Annotated in this window: 25 protein-coding genes; 4 read left to right on the top strand and 21 right to left on the bottom strand. The window is 52.8% G+C overall.

Annotated features, from left to right (window positions below; translation table 11 throughout):
• Nucleotides 1-33: 33 nt before the first annotated feature.
• Nucleotides 34-1,779, bottom strand: coding sequence for an ABC transporter ATP-binding protein (locus CHH67_RS13130; RefSeq protein ID WP_095265645.1), 1,746 nt, complete (start codon nucleotides 1,777-1,779; stop codon nucleotides 34-36).
• A 183-nt stretch (nucleotides 1,780-1,962) separates the two neighbouring features.
• Here CHH67_RS13130 and CHH67_RS13135 point away from each other — a divergent pair, with 183 nt between their 5' ends.
• Complete coding sequence (locus CHH67_RS13135; protein WP_095265646.1) at nucleotides 1,963-2,478, top strand: ADP-heptose synthase; 516 nt, start codon at nucleotides 1,963-1,965, stop codon at nucleotides 2,476-2,478.
• Nucleotides 2,479-2,576: 98 nt separating this feature from the next.
• On the opposite strand, the gene CHH67_RS13140 is transcribed toward CHH67_RS13135, so the two are convergent.
• Nucleotides 2,577-3,029: an NUDIX domain-containing protein gene (locus CHH67_RS13140; protein WP_095265647.1), complete on the bottom strand. Its 453-nt coding sequence runs from the start codon at nucleotides 3,027-3,029 to the stop codon at nucleotides 2,577-2,579.
• Nucleotides 3,030-3,078: 49 nt separating this feature from the next.
• Nucleotides 3,079-3,384 (bottom strand): HesB/YadR/YfhF family protein, encoded by a 306-nt coding sequence (locus tag CHH67_RS13145; RefSeq protein ID WP_095265648.1) that lies wholly within the window; start codon nucleotides 3,382-3,384, stop codon nucleotides 3,079-3,081.
• A gap of 568 nt (nucleotides 3,385-3,952) precedes the next feature.
• On the opposite strand from CHH67_RS13145, the gene CHH67_RS13150 reads away from it, so the two are divergent.
• Together CHH67_RS13150 and CHH67_RS13155 are read left to right on the top strand one after the other, a co-directional pair.
• Entirely contained in the window at nucleotides 3,953-5,710 is a 1,758-nt protein-coding gene (locus CHH67_RS13150) for an ABC transporter ATP-binding protein (RefSeq protein WP_095265649.1), read from the top strand.
• The gene (locus tag CHH67_RS13155; RefSeq protein ID WP_095265650.1) at nucleotides 5,711-7,816 is read left to right on the top strand and encodes an ABC transporter ATP-binding protein; all 2,106 of its coding nucleotides are present in this window, start codon (nucleotides 5,711-5,713) and stop codon (nucleotides 7,814-7,816) included.
• A 272-nt stretch (nucleotides 7,817-8,088) separates the two neighbouring features.
• On the opposite strand, the gene CHH67_RS13160 is transcribed toward CHH67_RS13155, so the two are convergent.
• From CHH67_RS13160 to CHH67_RS13185, 6 genes are all read right to left on the bottom strand, one after another.
• Nucleotides 8,089-9,012: an S-layer homology domain-containing protein gene (locus tag CHH67_RS13160; RefSeq protein ID WP_095265651.1), complete on the bottom strand. Its 924-nt coding sequence runs from the start codon at nucleotides 9,010-9,012 to the stop codon at nucleotides 8,089-8,091.
• A gap of 68 nt (nucleotides 9,013-9,080) precedes the next feature.
• Nucleotides 9,081-9,545 carry a hypothetical protein gene (locus CHH67_RS13165; protein ID WP_095265652.1) on the bottom strand — a complete coding sequence of 155 codons (465 nt, stop codon included), beginning with the start codon at nucleotides 9,543-9,545 and terminating at the stop codon, nucleotides 9,081-9,083.
• A gap of 75 nt (nucleotides 9,546-9,620) precedes the next feature.
• Nucleotides 9,621-10,349, bottom strand: a complete 729-nt coding sequence (locus tag CHH67_RS13170) for a hypothetical protein (protein WP_244908193.1) — start codon at nucleotides 10,347-10,349, stop codon at nucleotides 9,621-9,623.
• On the bottom strand, nucleotides 10,349-11,242 hold the full coding sequence (locus CHH67_RS13175; RefSeq protein ID WP_095265654.1) for an ATP-binding cassette domain-containing protein: 894 nt from the start codon (nucleotides 11,240-11,242) through the stop codon (nucleotides 10,349-10,351). Before CHH67_RS13175 ends, CHH67_RS13170 begins: the two co-directional genes overlap by 1 nt.
• 192 nt (nucleotides 11,243-11,434) lie before the next feature.
• Nucleotides 11,435-11,773, bottom strand: a complete 339-nt coding sequence (locus CHH67_RS13180) for a four-helix bundle copper-binding protein (RefSeq protein ID WP_095265655.1) — start codon at nucleotides 11,771-11,773, stop codon at nucleotides 11,435-11,437.
• Nucleotides 11,774-11,913: 140 nt separating this feature from the next.
• The gene (locus CHH67_RS13185; protein ID WP_095265656.1) at nucleotides 11,914-13,077 is read right to left on the bottom strand and encodes a CobW family GTP-binding protein; all 1,164 of its coding nucleotides are present in this window, start codon (nucleotides 13,075-13,077) and stop codon (nucleotides 11,914-11,916) included.
• Between the two features lie 109 nt (nucleotides 13,078-13,186).
• Here CHH67_RS13185 and CHH67_RS13190 point away from each other — a divergent pair, with 109 nt between their 5' ends.
• On the top strand, nucleotides 13,187-13,702 hold the full coding sequence (locus tag CHH67_RS13190; RefSeq protein ID WP_095265750.1) for a MogA/MoaB family molybdenum cofactor biosynthesis protein: 516 nt from the start codon (nucleotides 13,187-13,189) through the stop codon (nucleotides 13,700-13,702).
• Nucleotides 13,703-13,799: 97 nt separating this feature from the next.
• Here CHH67_RS13190 and CHH67_RS13195 read toward each other — a convergent pair whose 3' ends face one another.
• From CHH67_RS13195 to rny, 12 genes are all read right to left on the bottom strand, one after another.
• Nucleotides 13,800-14,327, bottom strand: coding sequence for a hypothetical protein (locus CHH67_RS13195; protein WP_244908191.1), 528 nt, complete (start codon nucleotides 14,325-14,327; stop codon nucleotides 13,800-13,802).
• Between the two features lie 72 nt (nucleotides 14,328-14,399).
• Nucleotides 14,400-15,407 carry an acrylyl-CoA reductase family protein gene (locus CHH67_RS13200; protein WP_095265657.1) on the bottom strand — a complete coding sequence of 336 codons (1,008 nt, stop codon included), beginning with the start codon at nucleotides 15,405-15,407 and terminating at the stop codon, nucleotides 14,400-14,402.
• A gap of 405 nt (nucleotides 15,408-15,812) precedes the next feature.
• Nucleotides 15,813-17,267 (bottom strand): nicotinate phosphoribosyltransferase, encoded by a 1,455-nt coding sequence (locus CHH67_RS13205; RefSeq protein WP_095265658.1) that lies wholly within the window; start codon nucleotides 17,265-17,267, stop codon nucleotides 15,813-15,815.
• A 159-nt stretch (nucleotides 17,268-17,426) separates the two neighbouring features.
• Entirely contained in the window at nucleotides 17,427-17,969 is a 543-nt protein-coding gene (locus CHH67_RS13210) for a cysteine hydrolase family protein (RefSeq protein WP_095265659.1), read from the bottom strand.
• 90 nt (nucleotides 17,970-18,059) lie between these two features.
• A complete protein-coding gene (locus CHH67_RS13215) occupies nucleotides 18,060-18,845 on the bottom strand; it encodes an NUDIX domain-containing protein (protein ID WP_095265660.1) in 786 nt (261 codons plus the stop codon).
• Nucleotides 18,846-19,032: 187 nt separating this feature from the next.
• On the bottom strand, nucleotides 19,033-19,482 hold the full coding sequence (locus CHH67_RS13220; protein WP_095265752.1) for a YlbF/YmcA family competence regulator: 450 nt from the start codon (nucleotides 19,480-19,482) through the stop codon (nucleotides 19,033-19,035).
• A gap of 65 nt (nucleotides 19,483-19,547) precedes the next feature.
• Nucleotides 19,548-21,107: a tRNA (N6-isopentenyl adenosine(37)-C2)-methylthiotransferase MiaB gene (gene miaB / locus CHH67_RS13225; protein WP_095265661.1), complete on the bottom strand. Its 1,560-nt coding sequence runs from the start codon at nucleotides 21,105-21,107 to the stop codon at nucleotides 19,548-19,550.
• A gap of 273 nt (nucleotides 21,108-21,380) precedes the next feature.
• Entirely contained in the window at nucleotides 21,381-21,953 is a 573-nt protein-coding gene (gene pduL / locus CHH67_RS13230) for a phosphate propanoyltransferase (RefSeq protein WP_095265662.1), read from the bottom strand.
• A gap of 174 nt (nucleotides 21,954-22,127) precedes the next feature.
• A complete protein-coding gene (locus CHH67_RS13235; RefSeq protein ID WP_095265663.1) occupies nucleotides 22,128-23,084 on the bottom strand; it encodes a dipeptidase in 957 nt (318 codons plus the stop codon).
• Nucleotides 23,085-23,190: 106 nt separating this feature from the next.
• Nucleotides 23,191-23,451: a stage V sporulation protein S gene (locus CHH67_RS13240; protein WP_006211249.1), complete on the bottom strand. Its 261-nt coding sequence runs from the start codon at nucleotides 23,449-23,451 to the stop codon at nucleotides 23,191-23,193.
• A 126-nt stretch (nucleotides 23,452-23,577) separates the two neighbouring features.
• Nucleotides 23,578-24,372 carry a TIGR00282 family metallophosphoesterase gene (locus tag CHH67_RS13245; RefSeq protein WP_179292125.1) on the bottom strand — a complete coding sequence of 265 codons (795 nt, stop codon included), beginning with the start codon at nucleotides 24,370-24,372 and terminating at the stop codon, nucleotides 23,578-23,580.
• Nucleotides 24,373-24,462: 90 nt separating this feature from the next.
• Nucleotides 24,463-26,004 carry a ribonuclease Y gene (gene rny / locus CHH67_RS13250; protein WP_095265665.1) on the bottom strand — a complete coding sequence of 514 codons (1,542 nt, stop codon included), beginning with the start codon at nucleotides 26,002-26,004 and terminating at the stop codon, nucleotides 24,463-24,465.
• Nucleotides 26,005-26,270: the final 266 nt, after the last annotated feature.

The following is a 26,270-nucleotide window of genomic DNA, read 5'->3' on the forward strand; positions in this document are numbered from 1 at the left end:
TTTTTTATATATCATGATGCTGTATTCGCCTGCCTACGCCTCCAAATGCTGCACATTGTACAGTCTCGCGTAGCTGCCTTCCCGGTCCATCAGTTGCTGATGTGTGCCCTGCTCGGTGATCTGGCCATTCTCCAGCACCACGATCTGGTCGGCATGGGTAATGGTGGACAGACGATGGGCTACGATCAGCGTGGTCCGGTTGCTGGACAGCGACTGCAGCGCCTGCTGAATCAAATGTTCAGATTCCAGATCAAGCGCAGATGTCGCTTCATCCAGCACCAGAATATCCGGATCCTTCAGGAACACCCGGGCAATCGCCAGCCGCTGCTTCTGCCCGCCGGATAGCTTGACCCCCCGCTCGCCCACCTCGGTGTCGTAGCCTTGCGGCAGCTGCATAATAAAGTCATGCGCATTCGCTGCTTTCGCAGCCGCGATGATCTCCTCCTCCGGGGCCTCCGGATTGCCGAACATAATATTTTCGCGTACGGAACCGCTAAACAGAAAATTGTCCTGCAGCACCATCCCGACCGAGCCGCGCAAACTTTCCAGCGTCAGCTCCTTGACGTCTTGCCCGTTAATTCTGACCGCCCCTTGCTGCACATCGTAGAACCTCGGGATCAGTCCGATCAAGGAGGACTTACCGCCGCCGCTCATGCCGACAAAGGCCACGGTCTGCCCCTGCTCAATGGTCAGGTTAATATCCTTCAGCACCCATCCATTCTCATCGCTATACCGGAACCATACCCGGTCGAACTGGATTTGTCCCGCCTTATCCAGCTTTCTCGCATTCGGTGCATCCACAATATCATAGGGCTCGTCCAGCAGCTCCTGCACCCGCTCCAGCGACGCTGACGCCTGGGTCAGCACCGTGGACGAATTGATCAGCCGCCGCAGCGGAGCATACATCCGCTCCAGGTACCCGAAGAAGGCGACAAACGTCCCGAGCGTCAGGTCCCCCTGAATGACCCGGTAGCCCCCATAGCCAATGACCAGAATCGGGGCAATATCTGTCAATGTGTTAATGACGGAGAACGTAAGGGCATTCCATTTCGTCTGCGCCATCGCCTTGTTCAGGAAATTGCCGTTAATGCCTTCGAATTTGTTGCGATCATAACGCTCTAGTGTGAAGCTGCGAATCACGGAAATGCCTTGAATCCGCTCATGCAGATAAGCCTGGATGCCCGCCAGCGCCTGAGAGCGATCCTTCGTCAGCTTTTTGAGCCGCTTATACAGCAGATTGACAGCCAACGCATATAAAGGCAGCACCGCTATGGACACGAGCGTAAGCATCGGGTTCATGAAGAACATAATTATTAAAACAAACAGCAAAGTAAACATATCCAGCCAAATATTCATCATCCCGACTTCAACCAGATTTTTAGATTGCTCGACATCATTGATGAATCGGGATATCCCCTCGCCGACCTTGGTGTTCTGATAATACCGGAGCGACAGGCGCTGAAGATGGGCGTACAGCCGATTGCGCATATCGAACAGAATGCGGCTTGTTATAAACTGGGCAAAATACTGCCGTAAATATTCAACCGGACCGCGGACAATCACAAACAGCACCAGCGTCCCGGCGAGCACCATCATCAGATCATGAATCTTCTGCTGATTGGTCAGTTCCGGATTGATCAGGAGCGAATCCACCACATATTTCATAATCATCGGCAGCAATAGAGGAATCGAGAACTTGATCATGCCAATGATCAGCGTGAGGATAATCCACTTCATGTATGGTTTGACGAATGGGTAGTACAATTTCCAGGACTTCAACGGTGAGTAACAGCTCCTTTCTTAGTTGCAGCAAGCCCGCTGTTTCGAGAGCAAGTTGACATTTACGCGCTTCAATGATTTATTAGTTCTAAACTGATTTTTTCAGGATTGTTGCCGAATCCCTATCCAGGATTACGCAAAATTCGATCACGTATTAACGCCCCTGCAGGGAGGATTTTATTCATGACCAGAGTTTTTGTAACGGAAGCCGTTATGCTTGCCATCTATGGGCAACTCGTGGTTCCGCCCAAGCCCGTAGAATTTATTATTCCTTATACCACGATTATGGAGCTTTATGAATTGCAGCCGAGCCCCGAGCCGCTTATGACCAACACTGCCGATGATCAGCATGTCAGGGATAAAATCGGTGAGTTGATTCAATATTTTGAGGAGCCGCTGAACAAGAAGAAAATCGATCGCGCGCTTCAAGTGCCGTGGGCGAAGAGCCCCAGCATTCCGATAGGTGACAGAACGATCGTCACCGTTATCAATGCGATGGATACCGCCACGTACGGAGATATTTTCGATCCCGTGGAGACCGAACTGCTGCTTACAGCCGGACGGACGGAAGCGCCGATCATCACCGACCAGTACGAGCTGATCGAACGCATTATCGAGAACGCACTCCCGGTTCAGGTATACGACATTGATGATTTTGATTTTGCATTGGAGCTGTCATTTCCGGAGCAGGCGGAATAGCCTGTTCCTATTTACTTACCCATCCGCGTATGTATCCGAAAAAAAATTCCCCTTGCGGGGAATCGCATACGATCGGCCACTGGCCTGCTGCTATCGATTCATGACTGCCCTATGTGATCCAACAGGCGAACGGCAAGAGGATCGAGCTTCGGCAGCTCGTCAAAGCCGAAATACTTTAAGGATACTTCGCTATCTTTGCCCTGCGGCATATTGATGGCACTGCGTACTCCGTCGGCCCCGTACAACCCGATCACATAATACTCCTCATCCCCGCCGGGATGCTTTTTGACATATCGTGGTCCCGAGAAGAGATCAAGCAGGCGCAAACGATCGGCCACCAGGCCGCTCTCTTCCCACAGCTCTCTTGCAGCTGTATCCTCCAGCGCTTCCCCCGGCTTCAAATTGCCTGACGGAAGCCCCCATTCGCCGCTGCGCGGCCTCTTCAGAAGCAGCACCTCTCCGTTATCATTCAGCACCAGCACCGCCGCCTTGACCTGAATGCTCGATCTTCTGCCAATATAAGGCCTGATATCGCGTTGAAATACGCTCATCCAAGGAGCCTCCTTTCCCTAAGGCAGCGCTGCAGACTTACAACCGATGTTAATTAACTGCGCCCTCTTTTTCATAAATATACGAAATATCATCCTGTGATTCCACATATTTCACGCTTAGCTTATAGCCTTCCAGATACCATAAATCGTGTTCTTCCATAAAAAAAAGCAGATCCTCGGCCTGTTCCGTCAATCCCGGCGACACCGGTTCTTCCACGGAAATACCGAGAGAAAATCCGGGATGCAGTCCTCCGCCAGAGCTGTATCTCGGGAAAAAGCGAATGGCCTTACCCCTCTCCAGCTCAAGCTCCTTCTTGTACCAGCGGGCAGCCTCATTGGTGACTTCGATTTGCATGCTCTATACACTCCCCTTTTCATGAGGTTCTCTAACGTATGTTTACCCTGAACTTGAAAACCATGTCTAAAACTTGTCATATGCAGGGTGTATTAGTATCATAACGCAAACCGGCTCAGGGATACAAACATTTTCAGCCGTAATCCCCCCGCCTGTTTCGCAAAAATAATGAAGATTTTCTGAAATTTTGTTTGACACATTCCGGTACCCGATGATAGAATTCAATCCATACGAGCGCGATTTCAATTTATTGTAAAATGAAAGGAAGGGTGAGACTCATGTTCAATCAAGTACATTTTATGCTCCATGATATGGATGGACAATGCTTGCAATTGAATATTGATCGACTCCCTGCCGGTGCACATCTTACCGAGGATTGATGGATTCCGCTCATTGCTGGGTAACTCCATTGTGGTCCTTGACCCTTATGCACGCACAGTCGTATCCCCGTGCGTAAGATACGTTGAATGATAAGGAAGCATATCGTCCGTCTTTCGCGGATGATGTGCTTTTTTTAGTTTAACCCGGAGCTTAGACTGCACCTCCCACACGAAAGGAAGGGTTTCTAGTGTTTGCTGTACTTAAAAATTTAGGGTGGTTCTTTAAACAAGAGAAAAAACGTTACCTTGTCGGCTTGTTCCTGCTCATTATTTGCGGTGTGATCGAACTGCTCCCGCCGCTTCTGCTTGGCAACGCGATTGACGACATCGTCACCAGCACGATCACATGGGCTTCGCTGACACGCTACCTGCTGCTCATACTGGGCATCGTGGCTGTCGTCTACGCGGCCACCTATGTCTGGATGCACCGCCTGTTCGGCGGGGCCAACCTGGTGGAGCGGCTGCTGCGCACCCGGTACATGAATCATCTGCTCGGCATGCTGCCACCGTTCTTCGAGCGCAACCGGACGGGTGATCTGATGGCCAAAGCGACGAATGACCTGCGTTCTGTCGCGGCTACCGCCGGCTTTGGCATGCTCGTGCTGACAGACTCCTCCGTCTTTTTGTTCACCGTGCTGTTTGCGATGGGCTTTCTGGTCAGCTGGAAGCTGACGCTGGCTGCCATTCTGCCGATGCCCATCATCGCGATCGGGATGGTCATTTACGGGCGGGCCATTCACAAGCGCTATACGCTCGCCCAGGACGCTTTCGGTGTCATGAACGACCAAGTGCTTGAATCCGTGGCCGGCGTGCGCGTTGTCCGCGCATACGTCCAGGAGCGGGCGGACCAGAAGCGGTTCCAGGACATCACGGATGATGTATACCGCAAAAATCTGGCAGTAGCCAAAGTAGATGCCTTGTTCGAGCCAACGATCAATTTCTCCATCGGCCTCAGCTATGTGATCGGTCTGTCGTACGGGGTGTACCTCGTCTTCCAGAACGAGATTACGCTTGGCAATCTGGTTGCCTTCAACATGTACCTCGGGATGATGATCTGGCCAATGTTCGCCATCGGCGAACTGATTAACATTATGCAGCGCGGCGGCGCCTCCCTGGACCGCGTCAACGAGACGCTGAAAACACCGCCTGACGTCACAGACCCGGAACAGCCGGAAACTCCGGCAGTGCCGAACTCCATCGTATTCAGCAACGTCACGTTCCGATATCCGAGCTCTTCGGCAGATAACCTGAAGGACATCAGTTTCACGCTGAATAAAGGCCAGACACTCGGCGTCGTCGGACGCACAGGCAGCGGGAAGTCGACGCTGCTGAAGCAGCTGCTTCATGAATATCCGACCGGCTCGGGCGAAATTCGCTTTGACGGTGTGCCGATTGAACAGCTGACGCTTGATCATCTGTACAGCTGGATCGGCTATGTGCCGCAGGAGCAAATTCTGTTCTCGAAGACCGTTAGGGAAAACATCCAGTTCGGTAAAAAGGATGCCTCCGACGAGTTGATTATGGAAGCGATCGCCACTGCGGCATTTGACCAGGACTTGTCCACTCTGTCCGACGGGCTCGATACCCTTGTCGGCGAGAAGGGCGTAGCCCTCTCGGGCGGGCAGAAGCAGCGCGTCTCCCTCGCTCGCGCCTTCATCAGCGATCCGGAAATTCTGATTCTGGACGACGCCTTATCGGCGGTCGATGCCCGAACCGAGGCGCGCATTATTGACAACATCCGCACTAAACGTGCAGGCAAGACCACGCTGATCTCTACACACCGGCTGTCTGCCGTCCAGCATGCGGACTGGATTATCGTCCTTGAAGAAGGACGCATCGTCGAGCAGGGCAGACATGAGGAACTGCTGGCGATGAACGGCTGGTACCGTGAGCAATACGACCGCCAGCAGCTTGAGAACAAACTAACCTCTGAGGAGGTGTCCTAATTGACGCCCAATGAACCGACATTCAAACATCAATCCGGGATCGGAAAGCGGCTGTTCCGCTATGCGCTCACAGCCAAAGGAACGTTTATTGCCGCTCTGATCCTGCTGGCGATCGGGGTTGCTGCCGAGCTGGCCGGTCCGTTCATCGCCAAGACGATGATCGACGATCACATTCTGGGCATTGAGAAGCCTTATTATGAAACGACCCAGGCGGATGGCGCCGCAAGATATCAGGATCAATATTACAAGCGAGAAGACCGATTTGGCGAGAACGAAAGCCGGGGGCAGGAGGTGCGCATTCTCCAGGTCGGGCGAAGCTTCTACTTCATTCCCGAAGCGGTGGCGCGCAGCGATGGCGAGCGCTCCTTCCAGGACGGCATGCTGAGCCTGTCCTATAACGGGGAGCTGCATCAGTATCCGGCCGTCCAGCTGTCTCGCGAGGAGCTGTTTGAATTTTACAAGCCGGAGCTGCCAAGCATCTACAAGCTGGTAGGACTGTTCCTCGTCTGCCTGTTTATCTCGATGGTTACCGTATTCGGAAGAACCTACTGGCTGCAATCAGCGGCGAATCGGGTAATCCAGAAGCTCAGAACCGATGTATACGCGCATATTCAGCGCCTGCCGGTTCACTTTTTTGACAATTTGCCAGCAGGCAAGGTTGTATCCCGCGTTACTAACGATACCGAAGCGGTTAAAGATCTGTTCGTTGCGGTACTGTCCAATTTCAGCTCCGGTATTGTATACATTACCGGGATTTATATCGCGCTGTTCCTGCTGGATGTCAGATTGGGGCTTATCAGTCTGTTTGTCATCCCGATGCTGGTCATATGGACGATTCTGTACCGGAAATTCGCCACCCGATACAACACCGTCATCCGTTCGCGTTTAAGCGAGATTAATGCCATCATTAATGAATCGATCCAGGGCATGGAGATCATCCGCGTATTCCGCAGACAGAAGGCAACCCAGAAAGAATTCGAGGATCTGAACGCGGACTACCTTGCCCATCAGAACAAAATGCTGAACCTGAATTCCCTGACAACCCACAACCTGGTCAACATTCTTCGGAACGTCTCCCTGGTGGTTGTACTGTGGTATTTCGGGTCAGGATCGCTGAACGGGGCCGGGATTGTGTCCATCGGTGTGTTGTATGCATTCGTCGATTTGCTCGGCCGCATGTTCCAGCCGATTACCGGCATGGTCAATCAGCTTGCCGCACTGGATACGTCCATCGTCTCCGCAAAGCGGGTGTTTGAGCTGATGGATGAACCTGGCGAGCGGGTAAACGACGGTTCCATGCCGCGCTATAAAGGCGATGTGGAATTTAAGGATGTGTCGTTTGCCTATAAGAAAGATTATGTGCTGAAGAACATCGCCTTTGAAGCCAAGCAAGGCCAGACCGTCGCTCTTGTCGGTCACACCGGATCAGGCAAAAGCTCCATCATCAATTTATTGTTCCGCTTCTACGATCCGCAGCAAGGCACCATCACCATTGACGGTGTTCCCGTTACGGAAATACCGAAACAGCATCTGCGGAAGCATATGGGCATCGTGCTTCAGGACCCGTACCTGTTCACAGGCACCATCGCTTCGAACGTGAGCTTGGGCGATCCGGATATTCCCCGGGAGAGAATTGAGCAGGCGCTGCGGGATGTCGGTGCCGACCGGTTGCTCCTCCATCTTCCGCAGGGCTTCGATGAGCCTGTCATTGAGAAGGGCAGCACGCTGTCAGCCGGCGAGCGGCAGCTGATCTCCTTCGCCCGGGCGCTCGCGTTCAATCCGGCTATTCTCATTCTGGATGAAGCGACCGCCAATATCGACACGGAGACCGAGGCGCTGATCCAGGATGCGCTCGAGGTCGTAAAACGGGGCCGCACCACCTTCATTATCGCCCATCGCCTGTCTACCATTCGCAATGCGGATCAGATTCTGGTGCTGCATCGCGGAGAAATTGTAGAGCGCGGCACCCATGAGGAGTTGATGAAGATGGGCGGGCGGTACTACAAAATGGTTCAGCTTCAGCAGGGCGGCCCAGAGCCAGCCTCCACCGAGGCGCCCGAGGCTGTCGGCGCTTCAGCCGGCCAGCTTGCCGGAGGCCAGGCGTAAGCGCCGAAGCTGCGGTCTTCGTCAGCAGGCATAAGCTGAAGTCTGAACGCCTGGACCATCGTTTGAAGCTCGAATACCGCGCTAGAGGCATGCGTCTTGAGGCCGAACCATCGTTTATAACCCACGCGTCAAGCGAGATTCTGTAACATTTAGCACATGCAAAAAGGCTGCAGCGCCCTTGCGAACCGTAAAGTTCGCGGGCGATGCAGCCTTTTCTTACTGGCAGAATCGCTACAGCCGTCTCTTAAGCGGCTGAAAAAATCTGAATCCGATTATGGCAGCAGTTCCAGCTTGTCTGCAAGCTTGGTTGTAATGTTGGTGTACTTAGCCGGCACCAGCACTTCATCAGAACCTGCTGTAATGACCTGAGGGTACATTTTGTCAGGATCAGGCTCGACCACCGTGTAGTATACGACAGCCTCGTCTTCACCTACATAATCCACGGACGTAATCTTAATTGCATATCCCGGATTTGGCAGATCCTCTTTAGTCACGATAACCTTGTTCTCGTTCGCATCCACTTTGACAACTTCGGTCGTAACCGCTGGATCGTCCTGCTCCGGCTTGTCAGGAATCGCGTTCTCCTGATGCATCTCTAAGAACTGAACCGCGCGGTAAGCGAGCTCAGCCGCTTCCAGCCGTGTCAGCGTGTCTGTCGGACGGAAGTTCCCTTGCTCATCCAGCTCGGCAATTTTCGTTAACAGCAGAAACTGAACCGCACCAAGGCTGTCCTGCTTCATCAAATCCGCATCCGCCACGTTAATGTACATCTTGATGACCGGATACGGGCCGGTTACTTCAACCGCTTCATACAGCAATTGCGCGAACGCCTCGCGCGTGATCGCTTCGTTCCATTTCATGTTCTCGGATACGGACAGTCCATGCTCAGCAGCAATTTGAACGGCATCCGCATACCAGGCGTTCTCAGGCACATTCACACGAGCGTCGCCCGTACCAGCTATAGACTCCAGCTGAGCGGCATTCACAATCATTTGCACAGCCTGTGCTGTCGTGATTGTCTTGGACGGTGCGAATTTGTCGGCGCTTACGCCTTGAATAATTCCTTTCGCTTGAAGCTCCTTCACCATTTGCAGTGGCTGCTCCCCTTGGATATCCGTAAAAGCGGAAGCGGCACCCGCACCAAGAAGCGACGAAGTCACAAGAATGGAAGTTATCAGTTTTGTAGTTTTGTTCATTATTTCCACCTCCTATTCCTTCTGACGTGGAGGTATGGCAAAATGTTTCAGCAATGTCCTATTTTCTACTAAACGTTCTGTTCATTGTGCAAGCCGAGCTTCACATACATCTCACGAGAGTAGCCCTGCAGCTTCTGCTCCAGCGCTTGCGCCTGGTCCTTGAAGGCGGACAGCTCCCGGATCATTCTCGTTCGACCGGCAGGCGTGAAGGTTTCATGGATCCGTTCCTTAAAATAATCATGAACGATATAATTCCGCTGTTTCCACACTTCCTTCAGCTGCTGCGTCTCTTCCTCGGAGAACGGAAAGTAATGCTGGATCTCATGCACCAGCTGGCCTAAAGAACTGCTGAGCTTGCGCTGATACAACTGTGTAAAATCCTCCTCCGAAGGCACGCTCCCCTGGGAGAGCTTGATTAACATCAGCAGATTCGCAAGCTGCTGTTCCAGCGCTTGGGAGTAGTATACCGCCAACCCGAAATAGGCAAACAGTTCTCTGGAATGTTCGCTGTCCAGCAGTAAGGATTTTTTCATAACGTCCTCCTGTCTTGACTATTTACCATCTGCTATATCTATTATTCTTAATGGTATAGGAAGAAGGCCGGTTGTTCAACCGCCTTTTTGAGCCGGAACGGCCGCATCCCGGCGAAGGGCGCACCACACATATACGGCAAGAAGAACCAGGCTGTACAGCCAGGCATACAGGATCGCGAGGATCTGAACCGCCTGCCCGCGCACCGGCGCATTGACCATCATATCCATGACCAGCCACACCGGCGGCAATAGATAACGAACAAGGGATGCCGCTTCCGGCAACTGGTTCCCGACACTCTGCCCGGCTAATGAAACAATCATCACCAGCAGCAGCAAACCTGCCGCTCTTCCCTGGTTCTCCATCCATCCCGATTGAAAATACATCGACAGCGATGCGCCCAGCATGGATAATACTGCATGTGCTGAATATCCGATCACCAGCTCGGACATCGTTATCGGCTTGTCAAACATATTGGCAGCGATCGGGTAGCCGACCGCGAACAGACTAAACATCATTACAATCAGGATAATGGCCAGATATTGACCTATGTAATAGCGCCCCGCGCTCCCGCTCTGAACAATGAGCAGCACAGCCTGTCTGCCCTGATCATGATTCAGGAAATTCATCCCGAGCCAGGCCGAGCCTATAAATAACAAAGCGGCCGTAACCGCATAGCTGTCCATAATCGGATTGGGCCGATAAGCATATATGAAGACCACCGAGATGAGCATAAAAGCCACCGGTGCAAAATAACGATAGGAACGCGTGTAATTCGCAATCATATAGCGGATCAGAGGCATCATCAAGCGAGCGCCCCCTTCCTTGCTGATTGGGCCGGCACTCCCGCGGCGCCTGAACGCTCATGCAGCCGCTGCACGCCGAGGATGGACCCGCCTGACTGCAAAATATGCAGCATTACGTCATCAGCAATACTGGCGCGAACAATGACCGCTCCAGTCTTGCCTTTCGTTTCCCAGCGGAGGAAGCCGCTGGCTTCCTCCAGCTCCGACAACAGATGTGCCGCCACATTCGCGAACTCCAGCCTCATCTCATCTTCTTCCCGGCTGATGCGAATCTCCGGCGGTCCTTCATGCACGATCCGTCCCCTGCTCAGCCGGGTCACCCGGTCAGCGACCGAAGAAATGAGCAGCGGCTCATGCACAGACATGACGATGGCCGTGCCCAGCCGCTTCGTCTCATTCAAGATGCCGACCATTTCAGCCTGGCTTGCCTCATCGAGTCCAGACAGCGGCTCATCAAGAAGGAGAAGATCCGGCTGGCGAAGCAGCGCCTGCATCAGATTTACCTTTTGCAGCATCCCCTTCGAGCTTCGCATCATACTGGTGTCTGGAAGCTGGAACACCGCCATCATCGCATCGATGCGTCTTGCCGCCTCCGATTTGGCAAGCCCTTGGATCGCCGCCACATGACGCAAATATTCCGTCGGACGGAAGCGGGTCGCCGGAAATCGCTCAGGGACGTAGCCGATCCGCAGCGGGTCTATATGTGCAATCCGCGATCCGCCGGATGGCCGGATAAGGCCGGCAAGGATGTGGAGCAGCGTGCTTTTCCCGGCTCCGTTTCCCCCGACAATCGCAGCGCACTCCCCCTGCTTCAGGCTCCATGTTATATTCGTCAAGGCAGCATATTGGCCGAAGCGTTTATCCACCTTGATGAGTTCGAGTACCTTCTCCAAAGCGACTCACCTACAATCCCATTCATTGGATACATCATCGTTCCATAGTCGTAATTATAGAGGTTCTCCGTGACGTTATCAACGTGTGCCAGCCTCACCCTAGGAACGCCATAACTTAAAACACGCCGTCACTCAAAAAAAGCCCGGCCTCCATTACGAAGCCGGACTTCCTCATATAGCAAACACTCAGGCTTAAAGATGGCTCAGCATTTCCCGGCAAGCCTCGGCGCATTGTCTACAGGCTTCTGCGCATTGCTTGCAGTGGTCGTGGTCATGCTTGCCGCATTCCTCGGCACATGCCGTCGTAATCTTGATGCATAGCTCGACTATTTCTTTGACAAAAGGGCTGTTGCGTGACATTGCCTGGGCAGCATAAGCGCAAATATCTGCGCACTCCCGGTCGATCGCAATGCAGTCCAGCAGCTTGGCCAGCTCATATTCCTTCAGACACGAAACGTAGCACACATTGCAAGCGTTCATACATCGAATACAAGCTTCAATACATTGTTCGTACTTAGGCTCAGTCAACATCGATCAGATCCTCCTTGCTGTCTTCAAAACGCTATGTCAATCTATTAAACACGAACCGGTCGGCTGAACCAACCTGACGAGCAATACGGGGAAACGGGGCCTTAAGTGCACAGATTAGACGAGCAGAGCAGATTAGATGTTTAACCGTGCCCCTCATTTTCAAGCGCTTGAAGCTGCTGCTCGAGCCCCGATTTATGGAAGTGCTCTCCGATAAACACAACCACATCGGGCAGTTCCCCCTGCGGCGTAATTTTCGTAAAGTCTGTTTCCCGATAAGCATACTGGAACAGAAAGCGGCTGTTCGTATCGCTGAACGTCAATATTCCTTTGGCCCGATACACATCCCGCGGCAGCTCGGATATGAATCGCTCAAACGCCTCGCTGTTGACCGGTCGGGAGAAATAATAGGTGTAGGACATGACATGATCGTGAGAGTCGTGATGGTGATGCTTGTGATCATGAGAGTCATGGTCATGATGGTGATGCTCATGGTCCTGTTGGTGATCATTATGAGGGTCATGACCGCCCTGGCCGTGATGATCAGCGTCTGAATTCCATTGGCTGCCGGCCGCAGTTGCGGTTCGGCTTCGTGCTGCGGAATGGGACGCAGCCGCGGGAGAGCCAGCTGACAGTACGGAAGATTGCGCAACGCCGCTGCCGCTTCCCTGGCCTGTAGCGTCCACCACATCGGCTGTCCGGCCAACGAGCAGCGCTTCAACATCCATCTCGCAATGCGATGCCGGCACAATCGGCGCATACGGATTCCAGCGCGTGAGCAGCTGACGGATCTCCGCCTGCTCATGGTCCTGAATGCGGTCGATTTTATTCAAAATGAGCAAGGTCGCTGCCCGAATCTGCTCCTGCATGAGACGGTAGGTTTTGCCCTTCTGCTCTCGGTGCAGCTCCAGCAGATGACCTGCATCCACCACGGTGATCAGCTGTTTCAGATCCACCTTCATATACAATGAAGCCTCGGCAATCGCATCCAGAATCTCCACCGGATTCGCGACCCCCGTAGCTTCAATGGCAATGACATCCGGCTGTTCCCGCTGGATCAGCAGCGCCAGCTCCGAAGACAGGTCAGAGCGGATGGAGCAGCAGATGCAGCCGCTGAGCATTTCGGCTGTGGGAACATCTTGCCCGGCAATATAACCGTCAATGTTCACCTCGCCGATCTCGTTCATCACGATGGCAGGCTTCAGTCCCTGCTGCTTCCAGTGACTGATGAAGCGGGTGAGCAGCGTTGTTTTTCCACTGCCAAGAAAACCTGATAAAATATAGATGGGCGTTACACGATGATCCATAAAGTACTCCTTTAACTACCGTTAGTGTATTATGCTAGCGAGTGTACTACAAATGAACGCAGGACTGCAACAGATGCCGCAATAACGAGACAGGAGATGTGATTTGATGATGAATTCAGTGGAAGAACATAGACAAGAAGCGCCTCAGACCGTAAACTGCATGATTGTGACCGTATCTGACACAAGAACAGAAGAGAATGACCGCAGCGGCCATCTGATGCGCGAGATGCTTGAAGAAGCGGGATATCGTGTAGTCAAAAAAATGATAGTGAAGGATGACTACGACACGATTCGGGAATTGATCCATGAAGCCGCCGGTGATCCCGAGGTCGAGGCCGTGCTGCTGACGGGTGGAACCGGGATATCCAGACGGGATACGACGTACGAGGCGGTTGCTTCCTTGCTCGATAAGGAGCTGCCCGGTTTCGGCGAAATTTTTCGCTACCTCAGCTTTGCAGAAGATATCGGGCCAGCCGCTATCTTAAGCCGGGCGATCGGCGGAACCGTCGGCAATACCGCCGTATTCTCGATGCCGGGCTCGACCGGCGCCGTCAAGCTGGCGCTCAGCCGCATCCTCGTGCCGGAGCTCCGTCACGTGAAGCGGGAGCTGGACAAGCAGGGCTAGGAAATCGTGGCGTCACGCAGCAGCTGCGTTTCCGAAAAACCCGCTTAGCTGAGACAATAATAAAACAGCGGCGCTAACGCGCCGCTGTTGTGGTTCATTATGGGCTTGACCGCCGTGGTGACTCTGCCAGTATCGTTTCGGCGATGCTTTTTACCTGCTCGGTATACTGATCCGTTTTATCTCCGGTCGAGGTGTATACGATCGCAGCATCCCGGTCGCTGATGACCAGATTGTGCATTCCGGCGTTTTGATGATCTCCTTCGCCGCCGTACAGCTCCTCGATTCCACGTTCACGAGACGCTTCATCCTGGTACACATGCACGGTGATCAACTGGCTGGAATCATAATTGATTCGGTACTGATATGTCATATTTCCCACTTCGTCTTCGACATAGTTCTCGTTGGTCAGGCGCATGTTCTGTTCACGGAAGGCCATCTGCAAGTCTTCCAGAAAACGGCCATTGAGGCCGCGTCCGGTCATTTGGGACTCGCGGGTCCCCTCTTCATACGCCTGCATATTGTATTTTCGCGCCTCTTCTTTGGCTACCTGCTTAGTACAGCCGATCATTGCGGAAGCCATGACCACGCTGATCAGAACGATCAGCATACGCCGATAGATCATCATAAGTCCCCCTTCCTGTACACGTGCTCCTTGTCTTAGGATGGCTGCGGAGGAAGAACATTATGCGAATGCCTTCTACTTTTCGACAACAATGACACTGCGGCCGATGGCCTTGCCTTGAAGAATGTTATGCAGCAGCTCGGGCAGCTGATCAAGGTTGTACTCGGCGATCCCGTGAGCAAGCACCTGCTCCGGCTTCCATTCGTTGGCCAGCCGCGACCAGATCGCTGTGCGCCGCTCCATCGGGCAATATACCGAATCGATGCCAAACAGCGATACTCCCCTCAGGATGAACGGATAGACCGAGGACTCGAACGAGCGCCCTCCCGTCATCCCCGACACGGCGACAGCGCCGCCGTATTTCACATGTTTAAGGATTTCCCCGAGCCGAGCGCCTCCTACCGGGTCTACGGCCGCAGCCCATCTCTGATCGGACAGCGCGCCTTTCCCGCTTCCGGCCGCCTCGTCTCTGCTCACCACTTCGCTGGCCCCGACGGATCGCAGCCAATCTGCCACGTCCGGCTTGCCAGTCGCAGCTGTGACATGATAGCCGAGGCGACTTAATATGGAGACGGCAAAAGAGCCCACACCACCAGTAGCGCCCGTGACCAGCACCGGGCCCTGATCCGGACGGAGACCGCTGCGAAGCAGCGCGTCCACGGATAGCGCCGCTGTGAAGCCGGCTGTTCCGATCGCCATCGCTTCCCGGGCGAGCAAGCCGCTCGGCAGCGGCACCAACCAGTCGCCCCGGACTCTGGCATATTCGCTGTATCCGCCATCATGGGATACCCCGACCTCATATCCGGTGCACAATACCTTATCTCCCGGCTGAAAGTCGGGATGGGATGAAGTCATCACCGTCCCGGCCAGATCAATCCCCGGAATAAACGGGTATTTGCGAACGATTTTTCCTTCCCGTATACTGGCAAGACCATCTTTATAATTGACGCCGCTATAGGAGACCTTGACTGTCACATCCCCTTCCGGCAGCTGATCCAGCGTCCATGGCTCGATCCCGCCCCGGACACCGCCGTCCTTCTCCTCTCGCAGCACAAATGCCTGAAATGGTGTATCCGCGCGCATGACAACCACCCTTTCCCTTATTGTTTAACCTGCATCTCGGACATTTAAGCAGACGGGGGCTGCTGCCCTGCTATCTGTCGAAGCCGCTGCAAGGGGGCGCACAATTTGGCGCTTCCTGCGCTTTCCCGAGAAATAATTTCCTATTGGTTATTTGCGTATCTGCTGCCTACTACAGTACCATCTGTTCAGCTTGGATGTCAGTGACCGATGATACGCCTTGCCTAGCCCAGCATTGCCCAGCCCAGCCCTGCCCTTCATTCGTCTGCAAGATGCCGGTCAATCACTCCAGGAGACCCGCTGCTTGTGCCAAACCGCCTGCCGGTTGATGTAAACCAAACGCCCCGGCGCAGCATGAGAACATCTGCACAGGAGCGTTAGGTATCGCTGCCTTAGATATGATGATGTTTAATCTTCACTATGTTCCATCAGTTCAGCCATCATTCGCTGCTTGACCTCCCATACCTCTTCGCTCAAGTTCACCCGGTAAATCTCCGGGTTCAGCTTGCGCAAATATTCCGGCCAGAATTGATCCAGCTGGGTGTCATGGTAGGCCCGAATCTCCTCCAGCTGCGGAAGCTCATACACAAGCTCTCCCTGAATAAAGATCGGCGTCAGCATCGGAACAGCTTCAAAGTTCTTCACATTCTTGCGCATGTATGGATGCAGCGGGTTAAACAGCTTGAGCTTGCCGTTCTCCGGCGGCATCTCTTCATGCGGGAAGCAGATATAATCGGCGATGGCTTTCCCGCTGCCATTGGAGATGATGCGATACACCTCTTTTTTTCCCGGTGTCGATACTTTCTCCGGATTGGCCGATATTTTGATGGTCGGTACCATCTTGCCGTCCACCTCACGCTCCACCAGCTTGTAAACCCCGCCCAGCGCCGGCTGGTCCGCTGCCGTAATCAGCTGGGTGCCCACGCCCCAGGTGTCGATCTTGGCGCCCTGCGCCTTCAGATCAAGAATCGTTCCCTCATCAAGATCGTTGGAGGCGACAATGCGGACATAATCAAGACCGGCGTCATCAAGCATTCTGCGCGCCTGAATCGAGAGATAAGCCAGATCGCCGCTGTCAAGACGGATCGCATTCATCCGCTTGCCCTGCGCCTCCAGCTTTTTCGCGGTGTTGATAGCATTCGGTATTCCGCTCTTCAGCGTATCAAACGTATCCACCAGCAGCGTGACCTGATCCGGCATCACCTGGGCAAAGATATCAAATGCTTCCTGCTCGCTTCGGAACGTCTGCACCCAGGAATGGGCGTGTGTCCCTTTCGTCGGAATCCCGAACTTCTCCCCGGCCAGCATGTTGGATGTCGCGTGAAAACCGGCGATGTAAGCGGCTCTGGCTCCCCATACGGCCGCGTCTGCCTCCTGGGCACGGCGGGTCCCGAACTCCAGCAGCGTGTCATCCCCGGCCACCTGACGAATTCTGGACGCCTTCGTTGCGATCAGCGTCTGGAAGTTCATAAAGTTCAGAATGGCGGTTTCGACCAGCTGCGTTTCGAAGATCGTTCCTTCCACCCGAATGAGCGGCTCGTTCGGAAATACAAGCGCGCCCTCCTTCATGGCGTGGATGCTGCCCTTGAAGCGAAAGCGTCGCAGCTCCTCCAGAAATTCCGGCTTGTACTGCTCCTCCTGCTTCGCTAAATAGGCGATATCATCATCCGAGAAGGAGAGGGACTGAATGTAATTCACGATTCTCTCCAGTCCGGCGAATACGGCATAGCCGTTGCCAAACGGAAGCTTTCTGAAATAGGCTTCAAACACCGCCTTCGTGTTATGAGAGCCGTTAATCCAATGAGCGTACATCATATTAATCTGATATTTATCCGTATGCAGGGCCAATCCCGCTGTCATCATCACGATCATCCTCCAGTTGCCCGGTCCATATATGTCTCTCCGGGAGGTTCGTACAAGTTGAACAGCAATGAACGGTTTAAAGTCAACCGGGTATAAGGACTTCCGACCGCTCTGGCGTTCTCTTGTCTAGTTCTTCGTTCAACTTATACAGCTGTCAATTTAAACGCTGCGAACGACGCTGGCGCCAAGGCTGCCGCTGAAATGACCCAAAGCCCACTTGTGGCCCTCCGGGTTAAAGCTTGCGACCGCATCCTCAAACACGGTAATATGATACCCTCGATTGTACGCATCCACCGCAGTGTGAAGCACACAGATGTCGGTGCAGACGCCGATCAGATGAACCTCGGTAATACCGCGCTCCCGCAGCTTCTGATCCAGATCGGTTCCGCAAAAAGCACTGTAGCGTGTTTTGTCCATCCAATAGATCTGCTCTTTGCGCGCCTCGTACACATCCTTCAAAGCGCCGTACAGGTCGTGGCCACTGGTTCCCCGGATATTATGCGGAGGAAACAGCTTCGTCTCCGGATGATAGGAATCATCGCGCTCATGAAGATCCACCGCCATCACCACATAATCCCCTTGATCACAGAACGATTCTGTCAGCCTGGCGATCGTAGGCTCAATCTCGATTGCCGGCTTGCCGACCGGAAGATTCCCGTCCACGAAATCATTCGTGAAATCAATCACGATTAAAGCTTTCATCCATCAACACTCCTTTGCCATCGATTGGAATGCAACTTGTTCCTTACACTTAACGACAAGCTGACTTGGAGTCCGGCTGCAGCTGAAACTTTACGTATAAATGGACAGCAGCGGCGAATGGTCCGTGAACCGGTACAGCTGCGCCGGCCGCTGGGAATACTGATTCGAGCTGAGCGGATTGCCTTCCTCGTCCCGAACCTCCTCCAGAATTCCTTTTCTGCTGCGGGTGGAGGTGATCTTGCGGATAAAGTTCGGCTCATTAAATTCAGGCACAACCGTTTGAATGACCTGATACAGCTCGCTTAATGTAAAATGCTCCGGCAGAAATTGTCTGGCAATGGTCGTCTGCAGCATCTGCAGCTGAATTTTCCGATAAGCATCCATAATGATCTTGCGGTGGTCAAACGCCAGCTCCAGTTCTTCCAGCGCCTCTTCCATCGTGAACAGGCCGACTTCCTCAGCATCATCCGCCGCCTGTCGATGCTCCAGCATCCATTCCTCCACCAGGGCAAAAAAAGCATGGCTGATGATCCAGCCCCGAGGATCGCGCCCCGGCGCGCTGTATACCCCCAAATATTCGAGATGACCGCCATCCACGCCGGTCTCCTCCTTCAGCTCACGCTTGGCCGCATCGTAGATGGACTCACTCTCGCGGCAAAATCCGCCCGGCAGTGCCCACATGCCTGCAAATGGCCAGGAGCGGCGCCGAATGAGCATGACCTTCAGCTCCCGAATCGGCAGCGTCTTGGTCACCGTCTTCCGTTCCCGCTTCGTGAGCGTAAACATGACTATATCAGCAGGAACCCCGTCCGGTGTTCGATATTTCTTGCCGCTGCTCTTCGGCTTCTGTTCATGATCTGTCATTTCCATCACCATAACTATTATTTTGATAATTTCATTATGACATATTTGTTTGCATTGTCAAGATATATTGACTTTATTTTAACAGGATTATGCAAAAGTTCACCTTTAACTTGCCCTGCTGCTCTCTGTTTTACCGCATCATTTATGTAGGAAGGCACATAAAGCGAAAAAAGGCGCGGAACCAGTCCGCACCTTCTCCTTACCCGCAGCTGCTCGGCGGCATGTCTTTCCCGGTTTCCACATTGACCTTCTCCGAAACGGTGTCATGGATGACCGAAACGACAAGTTGTAGCAAATAGTTGATGTCGCTTTGGGTTTGCTGGAATTCCACCACAAGCGGAATGCTGTCGATCTCGTCCTGCAGCTCTTCGATTTCCCGTTCAATCTTCGCCACCATCTCCTGGTTCTTGAAGGTTTCGAAAGCGACGATTTCTTTCTGCTTTTTCTTAATCTGCTTAATCAAATCCTGCACGCGCTCATGATTGCGGATTTTTTCCTCCGCCTGCTTGAACATTTTGACTTCTTCACTGGATGAAATCAGCTCGGCCAGCTCTTCCGCCTTGGCCATAATATCGTCGCGAATAATCAATTCTCTTGTATTGTAGCTTGTCATTCCGTACGCGTTCACACGACCATGCTCTTGTGCCACATTCATCGCTCCAATTCTATCCTCAATTCGGTTATTGTTATTCCTGAATCCGTTGGATTGCTTCGTTATACCGCATCCGGCGTACTGACCGGCTCCGGTACCATTTCCCCTTTAATATACCATGTTTTTGGATCGGTAATTTGTACATGGACAAAGCTTCCGATCAGATCTGCCGTCCCTTCAAAATGAACCAGCTTGTTCGTGCGGGTGCGGCCGGACAGCATCGATTCGTTGTTCTTGCTGACGCCTTCCACAAGCACTTCCACCGTCTGGCCCATCAGTCGGTCATTGCTCTTGCGGCTGAACTCGTTAATCGCTGCGTTAAGACGCTGAAGACGCTCGCTCTTGACCTCCATCGGAACATTGTCCTCCATCACGGCGGCCGGTGTCCCTTCACGAGGCGAATAGATGAACGTAAAGGCGGAGTCGTATCCGACCTCCCGCACCAGCGAGAGCGTCTCTTCAAACTGCTCATCCGTCTCTCCCGGGAAGCCAACGATGATGTCGGTGGTAAGCACCACGTCCGGAATTGCCGCCTTGATCTTGCGGACCAGCTCCAGATACGATTCGCGGGTGTACTTGCGGCTCATTTTCTTCAAGATTTGCGAGCTGCCGGACTGCACCGGCAGGTGAATATGCTCCACCAGATTGCCGCCTTTGGCAAGCACCTCAATCAGATGGTCATCAAAATCCCGCGGATGAGAGGTTGTAAACCGCACGCGCGGAATATCGATCTTATGAATGTCATCCATCAGATCAGCAAATGTATAGTTGATATCGGTAAAATCTTTTCCGTAAGCATTGACATTCTGACCCAGCAGCGTAATTTCCTTATAGCCCTGACGCGCCAGTTCACGCACTTCGGCGATAACATCCTCCGGTCGGCGGCTCCGCTCCTTGCCCCGCGTATAAGGGACGATGCAGTACGTGCAGAACTTGTCGCAGCCATACATGATGTTCACCCAGCCGCGAAGCCCTTCCCGCTTCTTCGGCAGGTTCTCCACGATGTCGCCTTCCTTGGACCATACCTCAACCACCATCTCCTTGCTGAACAGCGCCTCCTGGATGAGATGAGGCAGACGGTGAATGTTGTGTGTGCCAAAGATCAGATCAACGAAGCCGTGTTTTTGCAAAATGCGTTTGACGACCGCTTCCTCCTGCGACATGCAGCCGCAGACGCCCAGCAGCAGATCCGGTTTCTCGGTCTTCAGATGCTTGAGATGCCCCAGCTCGCCAAACACTTTGTCCTCGGCATTCTCTCGAATGGCACAGGTGTTCAGCAGAATGATGTCCGCCTCTTTGCGGTCCTCCGTAGGCGAATAGCCCATCTGCTCGAGCAGCCCCTTGATCGTCTCGGAGTCATGCTCATTCATCTGACACCCGTACGTATACACCAGATAGTGCTTGCCCGCGCCGATGCCCTTCAGCTCACTAGGAACCGCGGTATCGTACAGCACCTCGACGCTCTGTTTGCCACGCTGCTTCTCTTGTCTATGGTTAGGCTCCGATAGAATATTGATTTCCCTGCCGTTAATGCGGATTCGCTTTCCGTTCTCGTCCTCGGAGAGAATCTTCGCACTGGAAAAATCAAAATACTTGGAGTAGTCCTTCGTTTCTTTGGACATGCAACAGGTCACTCCTTATGCTCCGTTAAATCTCTTGTAATCCGATTGTATAATTTTGTTATGAAAAGCGGCCAGATAGGCACTGTTTTTAATTATATCATGATCTTGAGGGCTAAGCTACCATACCGGGGCGATGATTTGCCCGGCATACAGCAAAAAGAGCCGGCGGATCAAATGGCATGATCCCGGCTCTTCAAGCGAGGCGGCCCTGGACGACATATACAGCCGTTTTCGTCAGCTCCAAGGTGCACCTTATTCGATTCTCAGTATGTGTTAGTCCACGATTTCCGCAGTGTCCCCGGTTCTTGCGCCGGCTGCATTCGCTTCGTCGGTATCGATATGCATATCGAGGGCGAAGCTGTCGGATACGCGAGCAATGACGTTCTCGAACACAACGCCGCGCTCACCGCCCAAACGGACTTTCAGCAGATCTTTATCTTTAATGCCCCATTTCTCGGCATCGGATGTATGGAAATGAATATGACGGGCAGCGATGATGACCCCTTGGTCAATCGTAACTTCGCCAGCCGGCCCTTTAATCGTAATACCTGGCGTTCCCTCAATGTTGCCGGATTCGCGTACAGGTGCCTTCACACCAAGCGCGAAGGAATCCGTAAGGGAGATCTCCAGCTGGGTTGCAGGACGTGCAGGTCCCAAAATTCTCACTTTATCAAATTGCCCCTTCGTGCCGATTACCGCCACCGTTTCGTTAGCAGCGAATTGTCCAGGCTGGGACAATGGCTTGAATTCCGTCAATTGATATCCTGGTCCGAACAATGTCTCAATATGTTCTTGTGTCAAATGGATATGGCGGGCAGATACACCCACCGGTACAGTTTTGCTCACCTGACTCACTCCTTGTTTTTCTCTATATGCTGTACATGCCACCACCTATTATACTCTCTATTACCCAAAAATAAAAAGGCAGACCGATGACATCGTTCTGCCTTTTGCCCGATTTCGTGACTATTTATTGAAAATGAGGCGGCTAACACCGAATTCCGGTGCTCGCTGCGCGCGTCATGATTTTTCACTATGCATCGCCGGCAGGTTCGCTTCCAGAAACCGAAGGGCATTGCCGGACATCCAGCCATCGACTTGGGACGCCGAATAATGCTTCAACAGCAGCTCTGCCAGATCCGGATAAGCGCCGGGATGCTCCAGCCCCCTGACCCACTCGTCAATCCCGTCAAAATCGGAGCCGAACATCAGGTGCGCTTCGCCGCCCAACTCGCAAATCTTCTCAATATGGGGCAGCACATCCTCCATCTTTACCAGGCCTGTACCGTTCTTGATGAACCAAGGGACAAACGTAACGCCAACAAGCCCGTTTAGCGCGATCACCGCCCGAATCTGATCATCGGCCAGGTTCCGGGGATGGGGACATACCGAATCGGCATTGGAATGAGAAGCGATGATGGGCGCCTGCGTCAGCTCGGTCAACTCCCAGAACGATGCCCGTGACAGATGGGATACATCCAGCAGCATGCCGATTTCGTTGCACCGCTTCACCAGTTCACGACCGCGCAGGGTAAGCCCGCCGTTTCGCTTCTCCATCGCCCCGTCCGCCGCCCAGTTGGCATAATTCCAGGTGACGCCGAGAAAGCGAACGCCAAGCTTGTATAGTACGTCGACATAAAACAACTGCCCTTCCAGTCCATCGGCCCCCTCCAGAGACAGCAGTCCCCATTGCTTGCCTCCCTGCCGGATGTTATACACCTGCTCTTTCCACTGCAGCCACTCCAGATGTCCGGCACGATGGATCCGATCGCGGAATACCTCAATCTGGGCAAGGATTCGCTCCATCGAAGGCTTTCCGTACTGCTCGGACAAGAACACGGCAAACACCTGAAGGTCGAGGGAGCCTTCCTCCATTCGCTTTAACGTGACGTCCATATCCGGAGCATCAACAAACGAAGCCTGCGGATTTTGCCACATTTTGCTGAGTGCATCACAATGAAAATCGACCACCCGCATCCCAAAGGTCCCCCTTCATCAAGGAATATATCGATTCACAGCAAAAAGCCTGTTTACATCCAGGTGCAGCCCCCGCAGGTAAACAGGCCAAACGTCACTTCCAACATTATCTAGGTTCTACGATCAATTTAATCGCCGTCCGGTCCTCGCCATCAATCACAATATCCGTAAAAGCAGGAATACAGATCAAGTCCACCCCGCTCGGTGCTACAAATCCCCGGGCAATCGCTACCGCTTTAATAGCCTGGTTCAGTGCTCCCGCCCCAATCGCTTGCAGTTCCGCTCCGCCGCGTTCACGTAGAACCCCAGCCAGCGCTCCTGCCACTGAATTCGGATTGGATTTGGCTGAAACTTTTAATACTTCCATGGTAAGTACCTCCCCTGGGAATGTTGAGTGATCGTTTGCTTCTGCTTAGTAGATGTTATTCGTGAGAGGAGAAAAAATTCCTTCTTTTTGTTGGTGTCCTACATTATTAACCGTTTATGGCGCCCTTCAATCCATCCTCCATTCGTCCTCGTAAAGGCGAATTTTTTCAATTTTGCGAGCTTTGCCTGTCGCTTCGTCAATATCTGCATAGACGGCATGAAAATGCCATTTCCCCTCATCCACCTGGAACCGGGCCGGAAGCTGGGTTTTGAACTTGTACAGCACCGCTTCGCGCTGCATGCCAAGCACACCTTCCTTCGAGCCTACCATGCCCGTGTCGGTCAGATAGGCCGTTCCGCCCGGCAGAATCGTGTCGTCATTGCTCTGAACATGGGTATGCGTGCCGACCACCATCGACACCCGTCCGTCGAGATGCCAGCCCATGGCGATTTTCTCCGATGTCGCCTCAGCGTGAAAATCAACCAGAATGCACTTCGTTTCCGCTCGCAGCTCATCCACGATGTCATCTGCCGCACGGAATGGACAATCGATCGCCGGCAGAAACGTTCTTCCTTGCAGATTCACAATCGCCAGCTGCTTGCCGTTGCCCTTAACGATGGTATATCCTCTTCCCGGTGTTCCCGGCGGGAAATTGGCCGGCCGAACCATTCTCGGCTCATCGTCGATGAATTCGAATATGTCCCGGTTGTCCCATGTATGGTTGCCCATCGTAATCCCGTGAACGCCCAGATTAAAAAACTCATTGGCAATGGCAGACGTAATGCCCCGTCCAGATGCCGCATTCTCCCCGTTGGCAATGATGATATGCGGATTATATTTGCTTTTCAGTTCCGGCAGGCAGGACTTCAATGCCTTGCGCCCCGTGCTGCCGACGATATCTCCGATGAATAAAACGTTGATGTCAATCACGCTCCTTAGAATACGCTGTGTGTTCCTTCTGCAACTTAATGAAAAAAGTGGCCGGGTTGCGGCCACTTTCGGACTTTAAGCTTATTTCGCATAATCGACTGCCCGGGTTTCCCGAATGACAGTGACTTTGATATGACCTGGGTAGTCAAGCTCATTCTCAATGGTCTTCGTAATATCACGAGCCAATCGGAATGCTTCCGCATCATCGATTTTATCAGGCTGTACCATTACGCGAACCTCACGTCCGGCTTGAATGGCATAGGATTTCTCCACGCCTTCGAACGATTCGGAGATCGCCTCCAGTTTCTCCAGACGTTTGATATACGTCTCAAGCGTCTCTCTTCTGGCACCCGGTCTTGCTGCCGACAGTGCATCAGCCGCTCCGACGAGCATGGCAATAACCGAAGTTGCTTCACAATCACCGTGGTGAGAAGCAATACTGTTGATAACCACCGGATGTTCTTTGTACTTCTTCGCCAGCTCCACGCCGATTTCAACGTGCGAACCTTCCACTTCATGATCCAGCGCTTTACCGATGTCATGCAACAGCCCGGCACGTTTCGCCAATACAATGTCTTCCCCGAGCTCTCCTGCCATCAGACCGGCAAGATAAGCGACTTCCATCGAGTGCTTCAGCACATTTTGACCATAGCTTGTACGGAATTTCAAACGGCCCAGGATCTTGATAAGATCCGGATGCAGTCCGTGCACGCCAACCTCGAAGGTGGCCTGTTCTCCATACTCGCGAATGCGTTCGTCCACTTCCTTGCGGGATTTCTCCACCATTTCTTCAATACGCGCCGGGTGAATCCGACCGTCAGCCACCAATTTCTCCAAGGCTGTACGGGCAATTTCGCGGCGGATTGGATCGAAACCGGACAGAATCACCGCTTCCGGTGTATCATCGATGATAAGATCAATCCCGGTCAAGGTTTCCAGAGCACGGATATTGCGGCCTTCACGACCGATAATGCGCCCTTTCATTTCTTCATTCGGCAGTGTAACTACCGACACCGTAGTCTCTGCTACGTGATCGGCAGCGCAACGCTGAATGGCAAGCGTAATGATCTCGCGCGATTTCTTGTCGGCTTCTTCCTTCGCCTGCTGCTCGATCTCTTTGATCATCTGAGCCGTCTCGTGGCGAACTTCCTGCTCAACATTGCTTAAAATAATGCTGCGTGCATCTTCCATGGTGAGGTTGGAAATACGCTCCAGCTCGGTCACCTGTTTTTTGTAGATCAAATCAATCTGCTGCTGGGTTTCTTCAATTCGTTTCTCTTTGTTCGCCACTTGTTCTTCTTTACGTTCCAAAGATTCTATTTTTTTATCCAGCGATTCTTCCTTTTGCAACAATCTGCGTTCCTGCCGTTGAATTTCATTCCGGCGCTCGCGAGTGTCTTTTTCAGCCTCGGCCCGAATTCTAAAGACTTCGTCTTTCGCTTCGAGGACCGTTTCTTTCTTCAGCGCTTCAGCTTCCTTCTTTGCATTCTCAACGATCTGCAAAGCGGCTTCCTCCGCACTGGAAATTTTAGCTTCTGCAAGGGATTTGCGAATAAAATAACCGAACCCAAAGAATATAGCGGCTACAACGAGAACGATTATGATCCAGATCCATGCCTCCATCTGATCACCTCCTCGTTGGTTCCTCCAAGGCATTCCTTGGGAATGTGCAATTGTCAGGTTACTCATTCATTCATACATAAAATTCCGGCAGATGAAACTGCCTCCCCACACGTGTTTGTCCACACGTAAAGCCCGCCTCTACAGCGGCTCACATTTCGTTATGATGAATTGGCGAATCAAGAATCTTTCACAAAACAGTCGCTTTTTTGGAAGGAAAAAGGCTACTATTTCATGTTACAGATTCATGTTTATTTTAGTATTGATGA

Origin of the sequence: Paenibacillus campinasensis, from assembly GCF_002272015.1 — a bacterium.
GTDB classification, from domain to species: Bacteria; Bacillota; Bacilli; order Paenibacillales; family Paenibacillaceae; genus Paenibacillus_AQ; species Paenibacillus_AQ campinasensis.

Excerpts from the sequence above, each read along its gene's own strand:
- CHH67_RS13135 (WP_095265646.1), top strand. The coding sequence starts at position 1,963 with ATGACCAGAGTTTTTGTAACGGAAGCCGTTATGCTTGCCATCTATGGG.
- CHH67_RS13140 (WP_095265647.1), bottom strand. The coding sequence starts at position 3,029 with ATGAGCGTATTTCAACGCGATATCAGGCCTTATATTGGCAGAAGATCG.
- CHH67_RS13145 (WP_095265648.1), bottom strand. The coding sequence starts at position 3,384 with ATGCAAATCGAAGTCACCAATGAGGCTGCCCGCTGGTACAAGAAGGAG.
- CHH67_RS13160 (WP_095265651.1), bottom strand. The coding sequence starts at position 9,012 with ATGAACAAAACTACAAAACTGATAACTTCCATTCTTGTGACTTCGTCG.
- CHH67_RS13165 (WP_095265652.1), bottom strand. The coding sequence starts at position 9,545 with ATGAAAAAATCCTTACTGCTGGACAGCGAACATTCCAGAGAACTGTTT.
- CHH67_RS13170 (WP_244908193.1), bottom strand. The coding sequence starts at position 10,349 with ATGATGCCTCTGATCCGCTATATGATTGCGAATTACACGCGTTCCTAT.
- CHH67_RS13180 (WP_095265655.1), bottom strand. The coding sequence starts at position 11,773 with ATGTTGACTGAGCCTAAGTACGAACAATGTATTGAAGCTTGTATTCGA.
- CHH67_RS13185 (WP_095265656.1), bottom strand. The coding sequence starts at position 13,077 with ATGGATCATCGTGTAACGCCCATCTATATTTTATCAGGTTTTCTTGGC.
- CHH67_RS13190 (WP_095265750.1), top strand. The coding sequence starts at position 13,187 with ATGAATTCAGTGGAAGAACATAGACAAGAAGCGCCTCAGACCGTAAAC.
- CHH67_RS13195 (WP_244908191.1), bottom strand. The coding sequence starts at position 14,327 with ATGATGATCTATCGGCGTATGCTGATCGTTCTGATCAGCGTGGTCATG.
- CHH67_RS13200 (WP_095265657.1), bottom strand. The coding sequence starts at position 15,407 with ATGCGCGCGGATACACCATTTCAGGCATTTGTGCTGCGAGAGGAGAAG.
- CHH67_RS13205 (WP_095265658.1), bottom strand. The coding sequence starts at position 17,267 with ATGATGACAGCGGGATTGGCCCTGCATACGGATAAATATCAGATTAAT.
- CHH67_RS13210 (WP_095265659.1), bottom strand. The coding sequence starts at position 17,969 with ATGAAAGCTTTAATCGTGATTGATTTCACGAATGATTTCGTGGACGGG.
- CHH67_RS13215 (WP_095265660.1), bottom strand. The coding sequence starts at position 18,845 with ATGGTGATGGAAATGACAGATCATGAACAGAAGCCGAAGAGCAGCGGC.
- miaB (WP_095265661.1), bottom strand. The coding sequence starts at position 21,107 with ATGTCCAAAGAAACGAAGGACTACTCCAAGTATTTTGATTTTTCCAGT.
- CHH67_RS13235 (WP_095265663.1), bottom strand. The coding sequence starts at position 23,084 with ATGCGGGTGGTCGATTTTCATTGTGATGCACTCAGCAAAATGTGGCAA.
- CHH67_RS13240 (WP_006211249.1), bottom strand. The coding sequence starts at position 23,451 with ATGGAAGTATTAAAAGTTTCAGCCAAATCCAATCCGAATTCAGTGGCA.
- rny (WP_095265665.1), bottom strand. The coding sequence starts at position 26,004 with ATGGAGGCATGGATCTGGATCATAATCGTTCTCGTTGTAGCCGCTATA.